The 17431-nt window shown below is 59.5% G+C and carries 15 protein-coding genes; 9 read left to right on the top strand and 6 right to left on the bottom strand.

Features of this window, described 5'->3' with window-relative positions:
* Positions 1-728: 728 nt before the first annotated feature.
* From hemY to hemC, 4 genes are read right to left on the bottom strand one after another with little or no spacing between them, the layout of a single operon-like run.
* Complete coding sequence (gene hemY, locus PVE98_RS18720) at positions 729-1925, bottom strand: protoheme IX biogenesis protein HemY (protein ID WP_333620443.1); 1197 nt, start codon at positions 1923-1925, stop codon at positions 729-731.
* 4 nt (positions 1926-1929) lie between these two features.
* Positions 1930-3063, bottom strand: coding sequence for a uroporphyrinogen-III C-methyltransferase (gene hemX / locus PVE98_RS18715; RefSeq protein ID WP_313619433.1), 1134 nt, complete (start codon positions 3061-3063; stop codon positions 1930-1932).
* Positions 3064-3087: 24 nt separating this feature from the next.
* Positions 3088-3828: a uroporphyrinogen-III synthase gene (gene hemD, locus PVE98_RS18710; protein ID WP_096072384.1), complete on the bottom strand. Its 741-nt coding sequence runs from the start codon at positions 3826-3828 to the stop codon at positions 3088-3090.
* Entirely contained in the window at positions 3825-4766 is a 942-nt protein-coding gene (gene hemC, locus PVE98_RS18705) for a hydroxymethylbilane synthase (protein WP_096073859.1), read from the bottom strand. The genes hemD and hemC overlap by 4 nt, the downstream gene beginning before the upstream one ends.
* A gap of 318 nt (positions 4767-5084) precedes the next feature.
* On the opposite strand from hemC, the gene PVE98_RS18700 reads away from it, so the two are divergent.
* The 8 genes from PVE98_RS18700 to corA all read left to right on the top strand — a co-directional run bounded on the left by PVE98_RS18700 (position 5085) and on the right by corA (position 14672).
* Positions 5085-7643: a class I adenylate cyclase gene (locus tag PVE98_RS18700; protein ID WP_407568529.1), complete on the top strand. Its 2559-nt coding sequence runs from the start codon at positions 5085-5087 to the stop codon at positions 7641-7643.
* A gap of 131 nt (positions 7644-7774) precedes the next feature.
* Positions 7775-7993: an LPS translocon maturation chaperone LptM gene (lptM, locus tag PVE98_RS18695; RefSeq protein WP_033754710.1), complete on the top strand. Its 219-nt coding sequence runs from the start codon at positions 7775-7777 to the stop codon at positions 7991-7993.
* Between the two features lie 29 nt (positions 7994-8022).
* Positions 8023-8847, top strand: coding sequence for a diaminopimelate epimerase (dapF, locus tag PVE98_RS18690; protein ID WP_033754713.1), 825 nt, complete (start codon positions 8023-8025; stop codon positions 8845-8847).
* Positions 8844-9548 carry a DUF484 domain-containing protein gene (locus PVE98_RS18685; RefSeq protein WP_033754581.1) on the top strand — a complete coding sequence of 235 codons (705 nt, stop codon included), beginning with the start codon at positions 8844-8846 and terminating at the stop codon, positions 9546-9548. The genes dapF and PVE98_RS18685 overlap by 4 nt, the downstream gene beginning before the upstream one ends.
* Positions 9545-10447: a tyrosine recombinase XerC gene (xerC, locus tag PVE98_RS18680; RefSeq protein ID WP_033754584.1), complete on the top strand. Its 903-nt coding sequence runs from the start codon at positions 9545-9547 to the stop codon at positions 10445-10447. The genes PVE98_RS18685 and xerC overlap by 4 nt, the downstream gene beginning before the upstream one ends.
* Entirely contained in the window at positions 10444-11160 is a 717-nt protein-coding gene (gene yigB, locus PVE98_RS18675; protein WP_096072385.1) for a 5-amino-6-(5-phospho-D-ribitylamino)uracil phosphatase YigB, read from the top strand. Before xerC ends, yigB begins: the two co-directional genes overlap by 4 nt.
* Positions 11161-11258: 98 nt before the next feature.
* Positions 11259-13421 (top strand): DNA helicase II, encoded by a 2163-nt coding sequence (gene uvrD, locus PVE98_RS18670; protein ID WP_033754590.1) that lies wholly within the window; start codon positions 11259-11261, stop codon positions 13419-13421.
* A gap of 297 nt (positions 13422-13718) precedes the next feature.
* The gene (corA, locus tag PVE98_RS18665; protein WP_033754593.1) at positions 13719-14672 is read left to right on the top strand and encodes a magnesium/cobalt transporter CorA; all 954 of its coding nucleotides are present in this window, start codon (positions 13719-13721) and stop codon (positions 14670-14672) included.
* 249 nt (positions 14673-14921) lie between these two features.
* Here the strand turns inward: corA and rarD are convergent, their stop codons facing one another.
* A complete protein-coding gene (gene rarD, locus PVE98_RS18660) occupies positions 14922-15830 on the bottom strand; it encodes an EamA family transporter RarD (protein ID WP_096072387.1) in 909 nt (302 codons plus the stop codon).
* Between the two features lie 47 nt (positions 15831-15877).
* Complete coding sequence (locus PVE98_RS18655; protein WP_096072388.1) at positions 15878-16348, bottom strand: thioesterase family protein; 471 nt, start codon at positions 16346-16348, stop codon at positions 15878-15880.
* A gap of 187 nt (positions 16349-16535) precedes the next feature.
* On the opposite strand from PVE98_RS18655, the gene pldA reads away from it, so the two are divergent.
* Complete coding sequence (gene pldA, locus PVE98_RS18650; protein ID WP_033754601.1) at positions 16536-17408, top strand: phospholipase A; 873 nt, start codon at positions 16536-16538, stop codon at positions 17406-17408.
* Positions 17409-17431: the final 23 nt, after the last annotated feature.

Genomic DNA, 17431 nt, shown 5'->3' with positions numbered 1-17431 from the left:
TGTCGCGGGACGCTTTGCTCTTCCGTCCATGCCATCCGCGTTTTAACTGAAGAGCTGCCTGTTTAAATGACAGTGCTGGAGATGCGTTCTTTAGTTTTGTCGCGGGACGCTTTGCTCTTCCGTCCATGCCATCCGCGTTTCAGCTAATGAGCTGCCTGTCTGAATAAATGAGCAGGCTCTACCTCTGTCGATAGACGCTTTACGTTACTCACTTTTAAACATCATCGCTTGTGTGGAATTGACACAGAGGAGGATTGTCTCTATCTGGAGACTATTAACAGGTTGATTTTAAATGAATTAATGATAGTGATCTTTCATCGTCTCTAAAAAGAGACAGCAAGCGGGCCGGTTGTCGTCTAAGGCAGACAAGATCGGCGCGCCAGAGGATGGCGTAATAATCTATCCTTATGAAAATAATGAATTTAATCTATTTTCTGCAGCCTGGCACGCTCTGTGCAATACTTAGCGCGTAGATGCTCATTCCACCTCTTATGTCTGCTGATGCTGCATAAACCTGGGAATGACGCAGAGCCACTTTTGGGTATCCGTTGTCTGCCTGCCTGCATCGCTAACCCCTTGCAGGGCCAACAGACATACCGTTGAGTCGGATACCTCAGGGTTGTCTTACCGACCTGATTTTACACCTGCCTCTGGCAGGTGTTTTTTTTGCGGCGGATAAAGGGCAAAAAAAAGCCGGGCAAGCCCGGCGTAAACAAGCAACAACAACATTAAGCATTCGGGTTGTTTTTCAGCGTCAGCAGTAAGCCCTCGCGGCGCATTTTCGCTGCCTCTTCCGGACGGTGCATGCGGTCGTAGGCATCCGCCAGCCACGCATAATCGAAGGCATCGGGGCGCTGCGCCAGCGCCTGCTGGAACGCTTCGACGGCCTGCTGCCATTCGCCATGACGCATCAACAACTGCCCCAGCGTGCTGTGCAGCAGCGGCGTCGCGCCATGTTGCTTGATCTGCTGGCGCAGCGCTTTCTCCAGCGCTTCCGGGTTGCTGCTTTTAATGCGCGGCATCAGCAGCACCAGGCGATCGTCATAGTGGCGTTTCAGGCCGTCCAGCACGATATCCTGCGCGGTCTGGTGATCGTCGCACTCAATCAGATGGTCTGCCATCGCGACCTGCAGCGCCGTTTGCTGACGCGTTTTACGGCTCAGATTCGACCACCAGCGCTTCAGGCCGTCGCTGCCCTGATCGGCCATCGCCTGATTCATCAGGCCCAGCCACGCCTGCTGCTGCAGGTGCGCGCGATGCTCTTCATCGCCTACCTGCGATTTTTCCATTGCAGGCAGAATATCAATCAGCGAACTCCATGCGCCGGTGCGCACGTAAGCCTGCTCCGCCAGGCGCAGCACTTCCGGATGGCGCGGCGCGACCTCCAGCAAACGGTCGATGCCGTGACGCGCGGCGTGATCTTCGTTGCGTGCCAGCAGAATACGCGTGCGGGTGATCTCAACCGGAATCACGTCATTGTCCGAGAGTTCAACGGCGCGCTCCAGATGCTGGTTGGCGCGGATCTCATCGCCGCGCTGCTGCGCCGCTTCGGCGGCCAGCAGATAGTTGGCCACCGGCACTTCGGCGTGATCGGCATCTTTCGACAGCAGCTTCTCTACCTGGCGGTGATCGCCTTCAGCCAGCTTCATCAGCGCGGTCTGGGTGTGACGCTGCGCGCGACGGCGTTTGCGGCCGGTAAACCAGCCGCGGGTGCGGGCGCCGGTGCGAAACAGACGACGCAGCAGCCATTCGACGCCGAGAATAACCAGCAGGCTGACGATCAGAATGATCGCCAGACCGGTGACGCTGGTTTCTACGTTCCAGTTATCGGTCTGAATCAGCACATAGCCCTGATGGCCGGCAATCATCGGACCGATCACAATACCGGCGATCAGCAGGATGAACAGGATAAATACCTTAAGCATGCGCTTAGCCCCCTTGCTGGTCAGCGGCGACGGAAGGCTGCGCAATCAGGTTGCGCACGCGCGTCTGCATCAGCTTATCGATAAGCGGCTGGCTTTCCAGATTGTCCGGCAGGTTCATATTGATGCTCTGCTGGCTCAGTTCATCCAGCTGCGCCAGGAAGGCTTTGGTCGCGGGATCGTTGGTGTCGTACCAGGCGCGCACCCAGCTGGATACGGTATCAATAGACTGTTTATAGATTTCGTCCTGATGACGCGGCACCGCCTGCGCGGCGATCAGCAGACGCGAGCGGATGTTCTCGCGCAGATAGACGTCCTGGTTCGGCGCCAGCAGCGGCTGCGCCGTATTGTCGCGGCGGCGGATAGTAATGAAGTCATCCATAAAGTTATGCCAGCTTTTCACCAGGTTCTGACGCCATTCGCGCAGCGAAGAGGTCAGCTCGCCGCCATCGCTGTCCATCGGCGCGTCGTCGCTGTCGTTATCCGCCAGACGCAGGTTATCGACGCCGTTAGAGAGCTGGTTCAGCTTCAGAATAATGCCGTCGTAATCGATTTGATCGATGGACGAAAGGGTGCTGATATCCTGCGTCAGCGCGCGACGCACGCTGGTGACGCTCGGATCGTTCATATCGGCCAGGCTGGCGTCGGCGCTTTTCAGCAGCGCTGCCGCCGTGGTGACGTCCTGGTCGCTCCAGAGCTTGCGGCCCGCCAGTTTCACCAGGTAGTCAGCCTGCGACACCAGCCAGGCGTTCACGTCATTGCTGGAAATGGTCGCGACCTTTTCACGCAGGGCTTCCAGCTCTTTCGCCGTGGCGGCCTGCTGGGTACGCGCGTCGTTCAGAGCGCTTTGCGCGCTGCTGAGCTGCTGAGTCAGCTGCTGTTTGTCGCTGCCCGCTTGCTGCTGCAAGGCGTTCAGCTTGTCGCTCAGGCTCTGATTCGCCTGCGCCTGAAGTTCAGCCTGATGTTTCCCGTTAAGGTATAAACCCGCGCCGGTCGCAAGGGCGATGACAATCGCCACCGCGCCCAGCACCATGCCGCCGCTCTTTTTATCGCGCGGCAGTTGCGGGCGAGAAGAGGGCGAAGTGTCTGCCGCTGGCGTAGTCTCTTCGACCGTGGCGGAGGTCGCTTTTTGTTCCGTCATCTGTGGCACATCCCATGATTAAGTTCAGCGTAACGCGCGCAGCAGCGCGTCGTTATCGGCACCATCGGCTACCTGAATATCCTGCCAGCCCAGTTCTCCGGCAAGCGTAGCCAAACGTTCACTGACGACAACCAGTCGACAGCGCAATAACCATTCCTCGCGATCGATCGCGGGGAACAGAGAAAACAGCTGTTGTAACATTTCACCGCTGCTGACCACCAGCGTTGTGATGCCGCGGTTGCGCCAGCGTCGACCTTCAATTGGGCCGTCGTAGTGCTTCTGGCAGCGCTGATAGCACTGGCTAAATGAGACTTCCGCCCCGCGAGCGGTCAGCGTTTCCGCCAGCAGTTCGCGTCCCGGATTTCCGCGTAAAATCAGCGCTTTCTTACCGGATACGCGCTGTAGCGCCGCCAGGTTTATCAGCGCTTCGCTGGTCTCCTGCGCGTGCGGATAATCGACTTGGCGACCGCTGGCGGTGTGAAACGCCAGCGCGGTACTGCGACCAATTGCATAATAGTCTACGTCCGCAGGCCACGCTGCGTGATGACGGATTAGCGCAGGCTGCGCATAGTGGATCACCTGCTGAGAAAGCAGGAAAACCAGGTCGCCGCCGCGTAGCGCGGCAAGCTGCTGCGGCAGACGATCAAGGTCGCTGCCCGGCGCAAACTCAATCAGCGGCAGGCTCCAGGCCTGACGGCCAAGGCTGCGCAGGCGAGTCACCAGCGCGCTGGCGGCGGGTTCCGGGCGAGTGACCAGGATAGTCATACCGGCGGCTGCCCCTGGTAGACCTCGCGCAGAATGTCGCGCGCGCCCTTGCCGAGCAACTCTTCGGCGAGAGAGATGCCCATCGCTTCCGCCTCGGCGCGCGGGCCGCGACGTTCGCCGCGCACCATCACGCTGCCGTCCGGCGCGCCGACCAGGCCGCGCAGCCACAGCTGGTCGCCTTCCAGCAGCGCGAAGCTGCCGATCGGCACCTGGCAGCCGCCTTCCAGCCGAGTGTTCATCGCGCGCTCGGCTTTGACGCAGACGGCGGTATCGTCGTGATTGAGCGCCTGAAGAAGGTTAATCAGTTCGCTGTCGTCGAGGCGGCATTCGATGCCTACTGCGCCCTGGCCGACGGCGGGCAGAGAGATTTCCGCCGGCAGCGGCTGACGAATGCGCGACTCCAGCTCCAGACGCTTCAGTCCGGCGGCCGCCAGAATAATAGCGTCATACTCGCCGGCGTCGAGTTTCGACAGGCGCGTTCCGACGTTGCCGCGCAGCGAGCGGATCACCAGATCAGGGCGGCGTTCGCTAATCTGGCTCTGACGGCGCAGGCTGGACGTGCCGATTACCGCGCCCTGCGGCAGCGCGTCGAGCGAGTCGTAGTGGTTTGAGACAAAAGCGTCGCGCGGATCTTCACGCTCGCAAATCGTGACCAGCCCTAATCCTTCAGGGAATGCGACCGGCACATCTTTCATCGAATGGACCGCGAGATCGGCGCGATCTTCCAGCATCGCCAGCTCCAGCTCTTTAACAAAGAGTCCTTTACCGCCGACTTTCGCCAGCGGCGTGTCGAGGATGACGTCGCCTTTGGTGACCATAGGCACCAGCTCCACACGCAGGCCCGGATGCGCGGCCATCAGGCGTTGCTGGACATAATGTGCCTGCCAGAGCGCGAGAGGACTTTGTCTTGTAGCAATTCTGAAAATTTTGTCTAACATGCTGTTAACCATTTTGATCGTTCACCGAATATCCTATCATTGTCGGCTGATGGCTGACAGTTTCAACGAATTATTTGACCGGGCTGGCGGGAGGATTCGCCAGTGAAAAGAGGATGAAGCGGACCGCCGGTGTCCGAAAGCGCAGGAAGCGAACAGGAACGTGCTAAACTGTTAGGTAGCGCAACTTTCTTTACGGTCAATCTGCCAGGTGTTAGATTGATCACGTTTCCAGCAATAATTCGTCCAACTTTTTCGATTACTAAGCGGCGGATTGAGGAAACAGGTTGCTTAAACACTGGGACAATCAGGCGAAACGTCTTGTACCTCTACATTGAGACACTGAAACAGAGACTGGATGCCATTAATCAGCTGCGTGTCGATCGCGCGCTGGCTGCGATGGGACCTGCTTTCCAGCACGTATACAGTCTGCTGCCGACCTTATTACATTATCATCATCCGCTGATGCCGGGTTACTTCGACGGTAACGTTCCCCGCGGCATCAGTTTCTTCACGCCTGAAGAAAATCAGCTTCTGCTAATGCGCGAACTGGCGGGCAGCCGCGAGCTGACGCTGGACGTATCGCCCACCGGCGAAATGCCGATTACCGGCATCTACTCCATGGGCAGCACCTCATCGGTTGGTCAGAACAGCGTCTCCGACCTGGATATCTGGGTCTGCCATCAGTCATGGCTGGATAACGAAGAGCGCCTCAACCTGCAGCGCAAATGCACGCTGCTGCAGAAGTGGTGCGTGTCGATGGGCGTGGAGGTCAGCTTCTTCCTGATTGATGAAAACCGCTTCCGCCATAACGAAAGCGGCAGTCTTGGCGGAGAAGACTGCGGCTCGACGCAGCATATTTTGCTGCTCGACGAGTTCTATCGCACCGCCGTGCGCATGGCGGGCAAACGCATCCTGTGGAATATGGCGCCGTGCGAAGAAGAGCATCACTACGACGACTATGTGATGTCGCTTTACGCACAGGGCGTGCTGACGCCTAACGAGTGGCTCGATCTCGGCGGTCTGGGCACGCTGTCGGCGGAAGAGTACTTCGGCGCCAGCCTGTGGCAGCTCTATAAAAGCATCGACTCGCCCTATAAAGCGGTGCTGAAAACGCTGCTGCTGGAGGCCTACAGCTGGGAGTATCCCAACACCCAACTGCTGGCGATGGATATCAAACAGCGCCTGCACGACGGCGAAATCGTCAGCTTCGGCCTCGATCCCTACTGCATGATGCTGGAGCGTGTGACGCACTATCTGACCAGCGTGGACGATCGGCCGCGCCTCGACCTGGTGCGCCGCTGTTTCTACCTGAAAGTGTGCGAGAAGCTGAGCGCCGACGAAACCAGCAGCCGCTCGGGCTGGCGACGCGAGATCCTGTCGCAGCTGGTAAAAGAGTGGGGCTGGGACGAGGAAAAACTGGCGATTCTCGACAACCGCGGCGGCTGGAAAATCGAACGCGTGCGCGAGGCGCACAACGAACTGCTGGATGCGATGATGCAGAGCTATCGCAACCTGATCCGTTTTGCCCGTCGCAACAATTTAAGCGTCAGCGCGAGTCCGCAGGATATCGGCGTGCTGACGCGTAAACTGTACGCCGCTTTTGAAGCGCTGCCGGGCAAGGTCACGCTGGTCAATCCGCAGATTTCGCCTGACCTCTCGGAAGAGAACCTGACCTTTATTCACGTTCCGGCGGGCCGCGCCAACCGTTCAGGCTGGTATCTCTATAACCAGGCGCCGGACATGAGTTCGATCATCAGCCATCAGCCGCTGGAATATAACCGCTATCTGAATAAGCTGGTGGCCTGGGCGTGGTTCAACGGCCTGTTGACCAGCAAAACGCGGCTGCATATCAAAGGCAACGAGATCTGCGATCTGGCGCGCCTGCAGGAGCTGGTGAACGACGTCTCGTCGCACTTCCCGCTGCGCCTGCCTGCGCCGACGCCGAAAGCGCTCTACAACCCGTGCGAAATCCGCCATCTGGCGATTATCGTCAACCTTGAGCACGATCCGACCTCCGCTTTCCGCAATCAGGTGGTGCACTTCGATTTCCGCAAACTCGACGTCTTTAGCTTCGGCCAGCAGCAGCAGTGCCTGATCGGCAGCATCGATCTGCTCTACCGCAACTCGTGGAACGAAGTGCGCACGCTGCACTTCAGCGGCGAGCAGGCGATGATCGAGGCGTTGAAAACCATTCTGGGCAAAATGCATCAGGACGCTTCGCCGCCGGACACGGTAGAAGTCTTCTGCTACAGCCAGCATCTGCGCGGGCTGATCCGCACGCGCGTTCAGCAGCTGGTTTCCGAATGCATCGAGCTGCGTCTCTCCAGCACGCGTCAGGAGCCGGGCCGCTTTAAAGCGCTGCGCATGGCGGGCCAGACGTGGGGACTGTTCTTCGAGCGCATGAGCGTGTCGGTGCAGAAGCTGGAAAACGCGGTGGAGTTCTACGGTGCCATCTCCAACAACAAGCTGCACGGCCTGTCGATCAAAGTGGAATCGAACCAGACGCCGCTGCCGCCGGTGGTGAACGGCTACGCCAGCGAAGGCATTATTCAGTTCTTCTTCGAAGACACCACCGACGAGCAGGGTTTCAACATCTATATCCTGGATGAAACCAATCGCGTCGAGGTCTATCACCATTGCGAAGGCAGCAAAGAGGAGCTGGTGCGCGACGTCAGCCGCTTTTACTCCTCTTCGCACGATCGCTTTACCTACGGCTCCAGCTTTATCAACTTCAACCTGCCGCAGTTCTACCAGATCGTGAATACCGGCGACCGCTTCCAGGTGATCCCGTTCCGCAGCCAGACGCTGGCCCAGCTTTGCGCCACGCAGCCGGATAACGACAACGGCGACTATCAGCCGCGCTACCAGGTACACTGACGCCGCGCTCGCCGCGCGGCTCTTTCCTTAGAACGTCACCGCGCGCACGCGAATTGCGGGGATTTCCTGTTGCTTTTCCATCTTCAACTGCGATGATAAGCAACCAGGTTAAGGACAAAAGAGCAGAAGAGATGAAGAGAGTAAAAAGCCTGTTGGCAATGGCGCTGGCGCTGACGAGCCTGGCAGGCTGTGGACTAAAAGGACCGCTTTACTTCCCGCCCGCCGACCAGCCAAAAACGCAATCTCCACAGCAAGCTGAGCAGCAGAAAAAGCAGCAGCAACAGCGTGCGGCTCAGGCAGACACGCACGGACTGGTGAGCGGCGGCAACGCCAGCATGTCAGCAGAATAATTGTAATGGCGCACCCGGCGGAGCAAAAAATGCAGTTCTCCAAAATGCACGGACTCGGCAACGATTTCATGGTTGTGGATGCCGTGACGCAAAACGTCTTTTTCTCGCCGGAGCTGATTCGCCGGCTGGCGGATCGCCATCTGGGGATCGGTTTCGATCAGCTGCTGATCGTCGAGCCGCCTTACGATCCCGATCTCGATTTCCACTATCGTATCTTCAATGCCGACGGCAGCGAAGTGGCGCAGTGCGGCAACGGCGCGCGCTGCTTCGCCCGCTTCGTCAGGCTGAAAGGGCTGACCAACAAAAGCGAAATCCGCGTCAGCACGCAAACCGGACGCATGGTATTGAGCGTGACGCCGGACGAACTGGTGCGCGTCAATATGGGCGAGCCCAATTTCGAACCGCAGCAGGTGCCGTTCCGCGCCAATAAAGCGGAAAATCTCTATTTGCTGCGCGTCGCTGAACAGACCGTCATGTTCGGCGCGGTGTCGATGGGCAATCCGCACTGCGTGATCCAGGTCGACAGCGTGCAGACCGCCGCGGTCGAGACCGTCGGCCCGGCGCTGGAAAGCCACGAGCGCTTTCCCGAACGCGTCAACGTCGGCTTTATGGAAGTGGTGTCGGCGGAGCATATTCGCCTGCGCGTCTACGAGCGCGGAGCGGGCGAAACCCAGGCGTGCGGCAGCGGCGCGTGCGCCGCTGTAGCCTGCGGCGTTCAGCAGGGCATTCTGGCGCCGAAGGTGCGCGTCGATCTGCCGGGCGGCACGCTGCATATCGCCTGGAAAGGAGCTGGTCAGCCGCTGTTTATGACCGGACCCGCCACACACGTTTACGATGGGTTTATTCATCTATGAAAAATATCGAAGAGCAGGCTGACAATACGATCCTGCTGGACGATCAGGCCGTTAACGATTATCTGCAGCAAAATCCTGATTTCTTTATCCGCAACGCCCGCCAGGTTGAACAGATGGCGGTGCCGCATCCGGTGCGCGGCAGCGTGTCGCTGGTGGAGTGGCATATGGCGCGTCAGCGCAACCATATCCAGCGGCTGGAAGAGGAGATCACCCTGCTGATGGAGCAGGCCAGCGCCAACCATGAGCTGTTCGATCGGCTGCTGGCGCTGCAGGGCCATCTGGCGTCGGCCGATTCGCTGCAGGAGATGCTGAACCGCCTGCACCGCTGGGCGCGCGATCTCGGGCTGGCAGGCGCCAATCTGCGCCTTTTCGCCGACAAATGGCGGCTGGGCGCGCCCTCGGAATTCGTGCAGCTTAGCCTGTCGCGGCAGGCGTTCGAGCCGCTGCGCATCCAGCGCTTCGGCCAGCAGCACCATTTTCTTGGCAGCCTGAACGGCCCCGAACTGCTGCTGCTGCTGCCGCAGGCTAAAGCGATCGGTTCGGTGGCGATGTCGCTGATGGGCGAGCGCGGCGAGCTGGGCGTGCTGATCTTCAGTAGCCGAGACAGCCAGCACTATCAGGCCGGCATGGGCACGCTGCTGTTGCAGCATCTGGCGCAGATGATGCCGGAGCTGCTGTCGCGCTGGGTGGAACGCGCATGAGCGCGCTGCAGGCCGCCGTCGACGAATTCCTGCGCTACCTCCGGGTGGAGCGTCAGCTCAGCCCGCTGACGCAGGAAAACTACGCGCGCCAGCTGGCGACGCTGAGCGAAATGGCCGAAGAGATGAAGCTGGAGAGCTGGGCGCAGCTGGAGCCGGCTCAGGTGCGCAGCATGGCGTCGCGCAGCCGTCGCGCCGGATTAGGCGCCAGCAGCCTCGCGCTGCGTCTGTCGGCGCTGCGCAGCTTTCTCGACTGGCAGGTCAGCCAGGGCAAACTCTCCGCCAATCCCGCCAAAGGGATCACCACGCCGCGCAACGCGCGCCATCTGCCGAAGAACATCGACGTCGACGAAGTGAATCAGCTGCTGGAGATCGACCTTAACGATCCGCTGGCGGTGCGCGACCGCGCGATGCTGGAGGTGATGTACGGCGGCGGACTGCGCCTGTCGGAGCTGGTGAATATGGACTGCCGCCACGTCGATCTCGATGCGGGCGATGTCTGGGTAGTAGGCAAAGGCAGCAAAGAGCGCCGCGTGCCGATCGGACGCACCGCCGTCACCTGGCTGGAACAGTGGCTGCCGCTGCGCGCCGCTTTTGGCAGCGAGGATGACGCGCTGTTTCTCTCCAGCCGGGGACGCCGCATTTCGGCACGCAACGTGCAAAAGCGCTTCGCTGAATGGGGCGTGAAGCAGGGCGTCGCCAGCCATATTCATCCGCACAAGCTGCGTCACTCGTTCGCCACGCATCTGCTGGAGTCGAGCGGCGATCTGCGCGCGGTGCAGGAGCTGCTGGGCCACGCCAATCTCTCCACCACCCAGATCTATACCCATCTCGACTTCCAGCATCTGGCGACGGTGTATGACGCTGCGCATCCCCGCGCCAAACGAGGAAAGAACGAATGAAGTTTTACCGTCCGCTACGCGCCGTGAAGGCGATGACTTTCGATCTCGACGATACGCTTTACGACAACTATCCGGTGATCCGCAAAACCACCGCCGAATCGCATGCGGCGCTGCAGGCCTATCATCCGTCGCTGCGCGAATTTACGCCGCTCGATTATCAACGGCTGCGCGACGAACTGCTGGCGCGCGAGCCTGATATTTATCACGACGTATCGGAATGGCGTCGACGCTCGGTCGAGCTGGCGCTGCTGAACGCCGGTCTCTCCTTGCAGGAAGCGACGGCGGGCGCTGATGAAATCATGGGCGTCTTTCACCACTGGCGCAGCCAGGTCGAGATGCCGGAAGAGACGCATCAGACCCTGAAGGCGCTGGGCGAAAAAGTGCCGCTGGTGGCGATCACCAACGGTAACGCCCGCCCGGAACAGCTCGGCATCGCCGACTATTTCCAGTTCGCGCTGCGCGCCGGACCGGATGGCCGCGCGAAGCCTTATCAGGATATGTATCATCTCGCCGCGCAGCGGCTCGGCATCGCGCCGGAGCACATTCTGCACGTGGGCGACGACCTGACCACCGACGTGGCCGGCGCGCTGCGCTGCGGCCTGCAGGCGTGCTGGATTAACCTGCGCGGCGGCAACCTGATGCAGGTGGCCGATGCGCGGCTGGTGCCGCACGTAGAAATTTCGCGATTGGCATCCCTGACCTCACTGTTATAATGGCTGTAGATTTATCCAGTCGTGCCCTGAATCATGCCTCTTGCTGCAAGCCGAATGATTCAGGGTTCGCTTTTTGTTTTCTTTAGTGAACGGTGCCTATGGACGTTTCTGATCTGCTCAACGGTTTGAATGACAAACAGCGCGAAGCCGTGGCGGCGCCGCGCGGCAACCTGCTGGTGCTAGCAGGCGCGGGCAGCGGAAAAACGCGCGTCCTGGTGCACCGCATCGCCTGGCTGCTCTCGGTAGAGAACTGCTCGCCCTATTCAATTATGGCGGTGACCTTTACCAACAAAGCGGCGGCGGAGATGCGTCACCGTATCGAGCAGCTAATCGGCACCAGCCAGGGCGGCATGTGGATCGGCACCTTCCACGGCCTCGCCCATCGCCTGCTGCGCGCGCACCATCTTGACGCTGGCCTGCCGCAGGATTTCCAGATCCTCGACAGCGAAGATCAGCTGCGCCTGCTGAAGCGCCTGATCAAGGCGATGAACCTGGATGAGAAGCAGTGGCCTGCGCGTCAGGGCATGTGGTACATCAACGGCAAAAAAGATGAAGGGCTGCGCCCGAAACATATCGAAAGCTACGGCAATCCGGTGGAGCAGACCTGGCTGCGCATCTATCAGGCGTATCAGGAAGCGTGCGACCGCGCCGGACTGGTCGATTTCGCCGAGCTGCTGCTGCGCGCCCATGAGCTGTGGCTGCACAAGCCGCATATTCTCAACCACTATCGCGAACGCTTCAGCAATATTCTGGTGGATGAGTTTCAGGACACCAACAACATCCAGTACGCCTGGATCCGCATGCTGGCGGGCGACAGCGGTCGGGTAATCATCGTCGGCGACGACGATCAGTCGATCTACGGCTGGCGCGGCGCGCAGGTTGAGAACATTCAGCGCTTCCTGCAGGATTTTCCGGCGGCGGAAACTATTCGCCTTGAGCAGAACTACCGCTCTACCAACAATATCCTGAAGTCGGCCAACGCCCTGATCGCTAACAACAACGGCCGTCTCGGCAAAGAGCTGTGGACCGACGGCAGCGACGGCGATCCGATTTCGATCTATTGCGCCTTTAACGAGCTCGACGAAGCGCGCTTTGTGGTCAACCGCATCAAAACCTGGCAGGAGAACGGCAACGCCCTGCAGGATTGCGCCATTCTCTACCGTAGCAACGCCCAGTCGCGCGTGCTGGAAGAGGCGCTGCTGCAGAGCAGCATGCCCTATCGCATTTACGGCGGCATGCGCTTCTTCGAACGCCAGGAGATCAAAGACGCGCTCGCCTATCTGCGCCTGATCGCCAACCGCAACGACGATGCCGCCTTTGAGCGCGTGGTGAATACGCCGACGCGCGGCGTGGGCGATCGTACGCTCGACGTGGTGCGTCAGACCGCCCGCGAACGCCAGATGACGCTGTGGCAGGCGACACGCGAACTGCTGCAAACCAAAGCGCTGGCGGGGCGCGCGGCCTCTGCGCTCCAGCGCTTCTGCGAGCTGGTCGATTCGCTGGCGAGCGAAACTGCCGAGATGCCGCTGCATGTGCAGACCGACCGCGTCATCAAAGATTCCGGCCTGTGGGTGATGTATGAGCAGGAGAAAGGCGAAAAGGGCCAGGCGCGTATCGAAAACCTTGAGGAACTGGTGACGGCGACGCGCCAGTTCAGCTACCAGGACGAAGATGAAGATCTGATGCCGCTGCAGGCGTTCCTGTCGCATGCGGCGCTGGAAGCGGGCGAAGGCCAGGCCGATAAGTGGCAGGATGCGGTGCAGCTGATGACGCTGCACTCGGCGAAGGGTCTGGAGTTTAGCCAGGTCTTTATCGTCGGCATGGAAGAGGGGATGTTCCCAAGCCAGATGTCGATTGATGAAGGCGGCCGTCTGGAAGAGGAGCGGCGTCTTGCCTATGTCGGCGTGACGCGCGCCATGCTGAAGCTGACGCTGACCTACGCCGAGTCGCGGCGGCTCTACGGCAAAGAGGTTTATCATCGGCCGTCGCGCTTTATCGGCGAGCTGCCGGAAGAGTGCATCGAAGAGGTGCGCCTGCGCGCCAGCGTCAGCCGGCCGGTCAGCCATCAGCGCATGGGCGCGCCGATCTCGAAAAGCGACAGCGGTTTTTCGCTGGGCCAGCGCGTGAAGCATGCGAAATTCGGCGAAGGCACCATCATCAACCTGGAAGGCAGCGGCGAGCACAGCCGCGTGCAGGTGGCGTTTCAGGGCCAGGGCATCAAGTGGCTGGTGGCCGCCTATGCGAAGCTGGAAACCGCTTAGTCATCGGTTGACGACTTTTTCGTCTCAGCGTAACATGCGCGCACTATTATCAAGAGAGGACAACGCCTTGGATACGCCCAGTCGATGCTGGCTCAGTCACCTGGTTACCAGGAATAACATCTAAGGCTTCCTCTTTTAGCGGGTAGCCTTAGCGGTTATCAGCGACCTCCCTTTTTTATCCCGTCGCACGAGTCAGCACTGATTCACCTTTTGAACGAGCGTTTCCGTGTTCAGGCGTTGCCGTGGCCGATCGGCCAACGGCCTTGTCCCATTTAGTCTGCAATGGGGAGTATTGCTATGCTGAGCGCATTTAAACTGGATCGCAGCCGCCTGACGCGTCTGGAGCTGGAAGACGAAAACGACAAACTGACCACCTCGGTGTGGGTCGATCTGATTGAGCCGGAAGAGGGCGAGCGCGACCGCGTGCAGAGCGAGCTGGGGCAAAGCCTGGCGACGCGTCCCGAGCTGGAGGATATCGAAGCCTCGGCGCGTTTTTTCGAAGATGAAGACGGTCTGCATATTCACTCTTTCTTCTTTTATGAAGATGCAGAAGATCACGCCGGCAACTCTACCGTGGCTTTCACCATTCGCGAAGGGCGGCTTTATACCCTGCGCGAACGCGAGCTGCCCGCATTTCGCCTTTACCGCATGCGCGCCCGCAATCAAACGCTGATCGACGGCAACGCCTTTGAGCTGCTGCTGGATCTGTTCGAAACCAAAATCGAACAGCTGGCGGATGAGATCGAGAATATCTATAGCGCGCTGGAGAAGCTCAGCCGCGTGATTATGGAAGGGCAGCAGGGCGAAGAGTATGACCAGGCGCTGTCGCGTCTCGCCGAGCTGGAAGATATCGGCTGGAAGGTGCGGCTCTGCTTGATGGATACCCAGCGCGCGCTCAATTTCCTGGTGCGCAAGGCGCGGCTGCCGAACAACCAGCTGGAGCAGGCGCGCGAGATCCTGCGCGATATCGAGTCGTTGCTGCCGCATAACGAATCGCTGTTTCAGAAGGTGAACTTCCTGATGCAGGCGGCGATGGGCTTTATCAACATCGAGCAGAACCGCATTATCAAGATCTTCTCGGTGGTGTCGGTGGTGTTTCTGCCGCCAACGCTGGTGGCCTCCAGCTATGGGATGAACTTCGAGTTTATGCCGGAGCTGAAGTGGAGCTTTGGTTATCCGGCGGCGATTGGCTTGATGATCCTCGCCGGCCTGGCGCCTTATCTCTATTTCAAACGCAAAAACTGGCTGTAACGTCTCAAACCGCACGGCCTAATCTTACAGGCCGCAGAGACGTTAACTAGCGAATGGCATGGCCCGAAGAGCAAAGCGTCCCGCGACAAGGACAAAAACGCCGGGAGCGTTTTTGAACAACGCAAAGCGTTGGCCCGGACACGGGCGCACCTCAGGGATGAGGTGCGTATACGCGCGGGCCGAGCGAGCAGGGATGCCATGGACTTTGCGATCGGGCCAGGCCATGCGCGCAGGCACTAAACTAACAGACTAAGCAGTCCGCTTTATCGCGCATCGACTACGCAGCGTCGCCACCACCGCATCAAAAATAAACACCGCCAGCGCCAGCCAGATAAAAGCGAACGTCACCATCTTGTCGGGCGTAATAGTCTCGCCGTAAAACAGCACCGCTAGCAGGAACATCAGCGTCGGGCCGAGATACTGGAAAAAGCCGACGGTAGAGAGGCGCAGCCGCGTGCAGGCGGCGGCAAACAGCATCAGCGGAATCGTCGTCACGATGCCCGCCGCCACCAGCTTCAGGTTCAGGCTCAGCGGGTTGGCGCTCAGATGGCTGGTCGGCGTGTCGGCCACGCCAAAGAGATAGATCGCCGCCAGCGGAAACAGCCACAGCGTCTCAATCAGCATGCCGCTCTGCGCATCGACCTGAATCTTTTTGCGCACCAGTCCGTAAAAGGCGAAGCTCAGCGCCAGGCCGAGCGCGATCAGCGGCACCGAGCCGAACTGCCACAGCTGCACCAGCACGCCGATGGTCGCCAGCAGCACCGCCAGCCACTGCAGCCGTCGAAAGCGCTCGCGCAGAAACAGCATGCCGAGCACCACGTTAATCAGTGGGTTAATAAAGTAGCCGAGGCTCGCTTCGAGCATATGCTGGTTATTCACCGCCCAGATAAACAGCAGCCAGTTGCCGCCGATCGTCACGGCGGTCAGCGCCAGCAGCAGCACCTTCTTCGGCTGCGCCAGCACGCTGCGCACCTGTGACCAGCTGCGGCTCAGGCTAATCAGCACCAGCATAAAAAGCGCCGACCAGATAACGCGGTGCGTCATGATCTCCGTCGGCGGAACGGTTTTAACCAGCTTGAAATAGGCTGGGGCGATGCCCCAGATAAAGTAGGCACCGAGCGCGAAGCCAATGCCCTGGCGATTTTGTTGCGTATCCATAGAGAGAAAGCGTCCGGAAAAAGTCGATTTTCGCACGGCGTCCGCGATTAACCAATCAAATAGGTCGCCGTCGCCGTGGCAATATAGTCGCCCTGCTGGTTATGCAGCTCGACGCGCGCCACCGCCACCTTGTTTCCGGCGCGCAGCAGGCTGCTGGTGGCGGTAAAGCGCTCGCCGCGGCCGGGCCGCAGATAATCGACACGCATATCAATGGTGCCCATGCGCGACAGGCGCTGACGCAGCTCCTCCTCGCTGATGCTCTCCGCGCGCGTCAGGGCGTTGCTGACGCAGACCATCCCGGCGGCGACGTCCAGCACCGAGGCGATAACGCCGCCGTGCAGGATCTGCTGCGCCGTGTTGCCGACCAGCATAGTTTTGCTGGCGAAGCTGATTTCGGCATAGTCGCTCTCCAGCCGATCCAGCTCCAGGCCGAGCGCCTGATTGAAGGGCATATGGTAAACAAAAATTTCGCCCACCATCTGACGGGCTTCCTGCTGAGACAGCAGCAGTGATGACATAGCGGCAATCCTGCGAATACGCCTTTTAACGGCGCAAAATGTTAACGAGTTGTGTATTCTAAGCCGCGCGCGAGAGGGTTTCCAGTTTCGGAAATCAGCGCTCATCTTCACCGCCTTTTGCGTGTAGAATGGCCTCCTTTTTATGACTCCCCATTCATTTGACACGCAGCCTTCATCGGAGAAAGTTATGCGCAAGCATCGCGCCTTGTTAGCAGCCGCCCTGTTACTCCCTGCGCTCGCGCAGGCAGAGGAAGCCACCGTTAAAGAGGTCCACGATACGCCTCAGGTGCGCGGCAGCATTATCGCCAACCTGCTGGAGAAGCACGATAATCCGTTTGTGCTCTATCCGTATGAGAGCAACTATCTGCTCTATACCTACACCAGCGACATCAATAAAGAGGCGATCTCCTCCTATAACTGGGCGGACAACGCGCGCAAAGATGAAGTGAAATTTCAGCTCAGTCTGGCATTTCCGCTGTGGCGCGGTATTCTGGGTGACAACTCCGTGCTGGCCGCCTCCTATACGCAGCGTTCCTGGTGGCAGCTGTCGAACCGCGGCGAGTCGTCGCCGTTTCGCGAGACCAACTACGAGCCGCAGATTTTCCTTGGCTGGGCCACGGATTACGACTTCGCCGGCTGGACGCTGCGTGATGTGGAAGTGGGCTTTAACCACCAGTCCAACGGCCGCAGCGACCCGACTTCGCGCAGCTGGAACCGCGTCTATGCGCGCCTGATGGCGCAGAACGGCAACTTCCTCGCCGAAGTCAAACCCTGGTACCGCATACCGGACAGCGAAGACGATAACCCGGATATCACCAAATATATGGGCTATTACCGTCTGAAGCTGGGCTATGTCGCCGGCGAGAATATCTTCAGCGTGGAAGGCAACTACAACTGGAATACCGGCTTTGGCGGCGCGACGCTGGGCTGGAGCTATCCGATCAGCGAACACGTCCGTTTCTATACCCAGGTGTTTAGCGGTTATGGCGAGTCGCTTATCGACTATAACCATCGTCAGACGCGTCTTGGCGTCGGCGTCATGCTGAACGATCTGTTCTGACTCTCCGGAAAACAACAGGAATA

Origin of the sequence: Pantoea sp. GABEPS69, assembly GCF_045780835.1 — a bacterium.
GTDB lineage: Bacteria > Pseudomonadota > Gammaproteobacteria > Enterobacterales > Enterobacteriaceae > Pantoea > Pantoea septica.
Note: the sequence above shows the minus strand (reverse complement) of the source record. Positions and strands in the feature narration are given on the sequence as shown.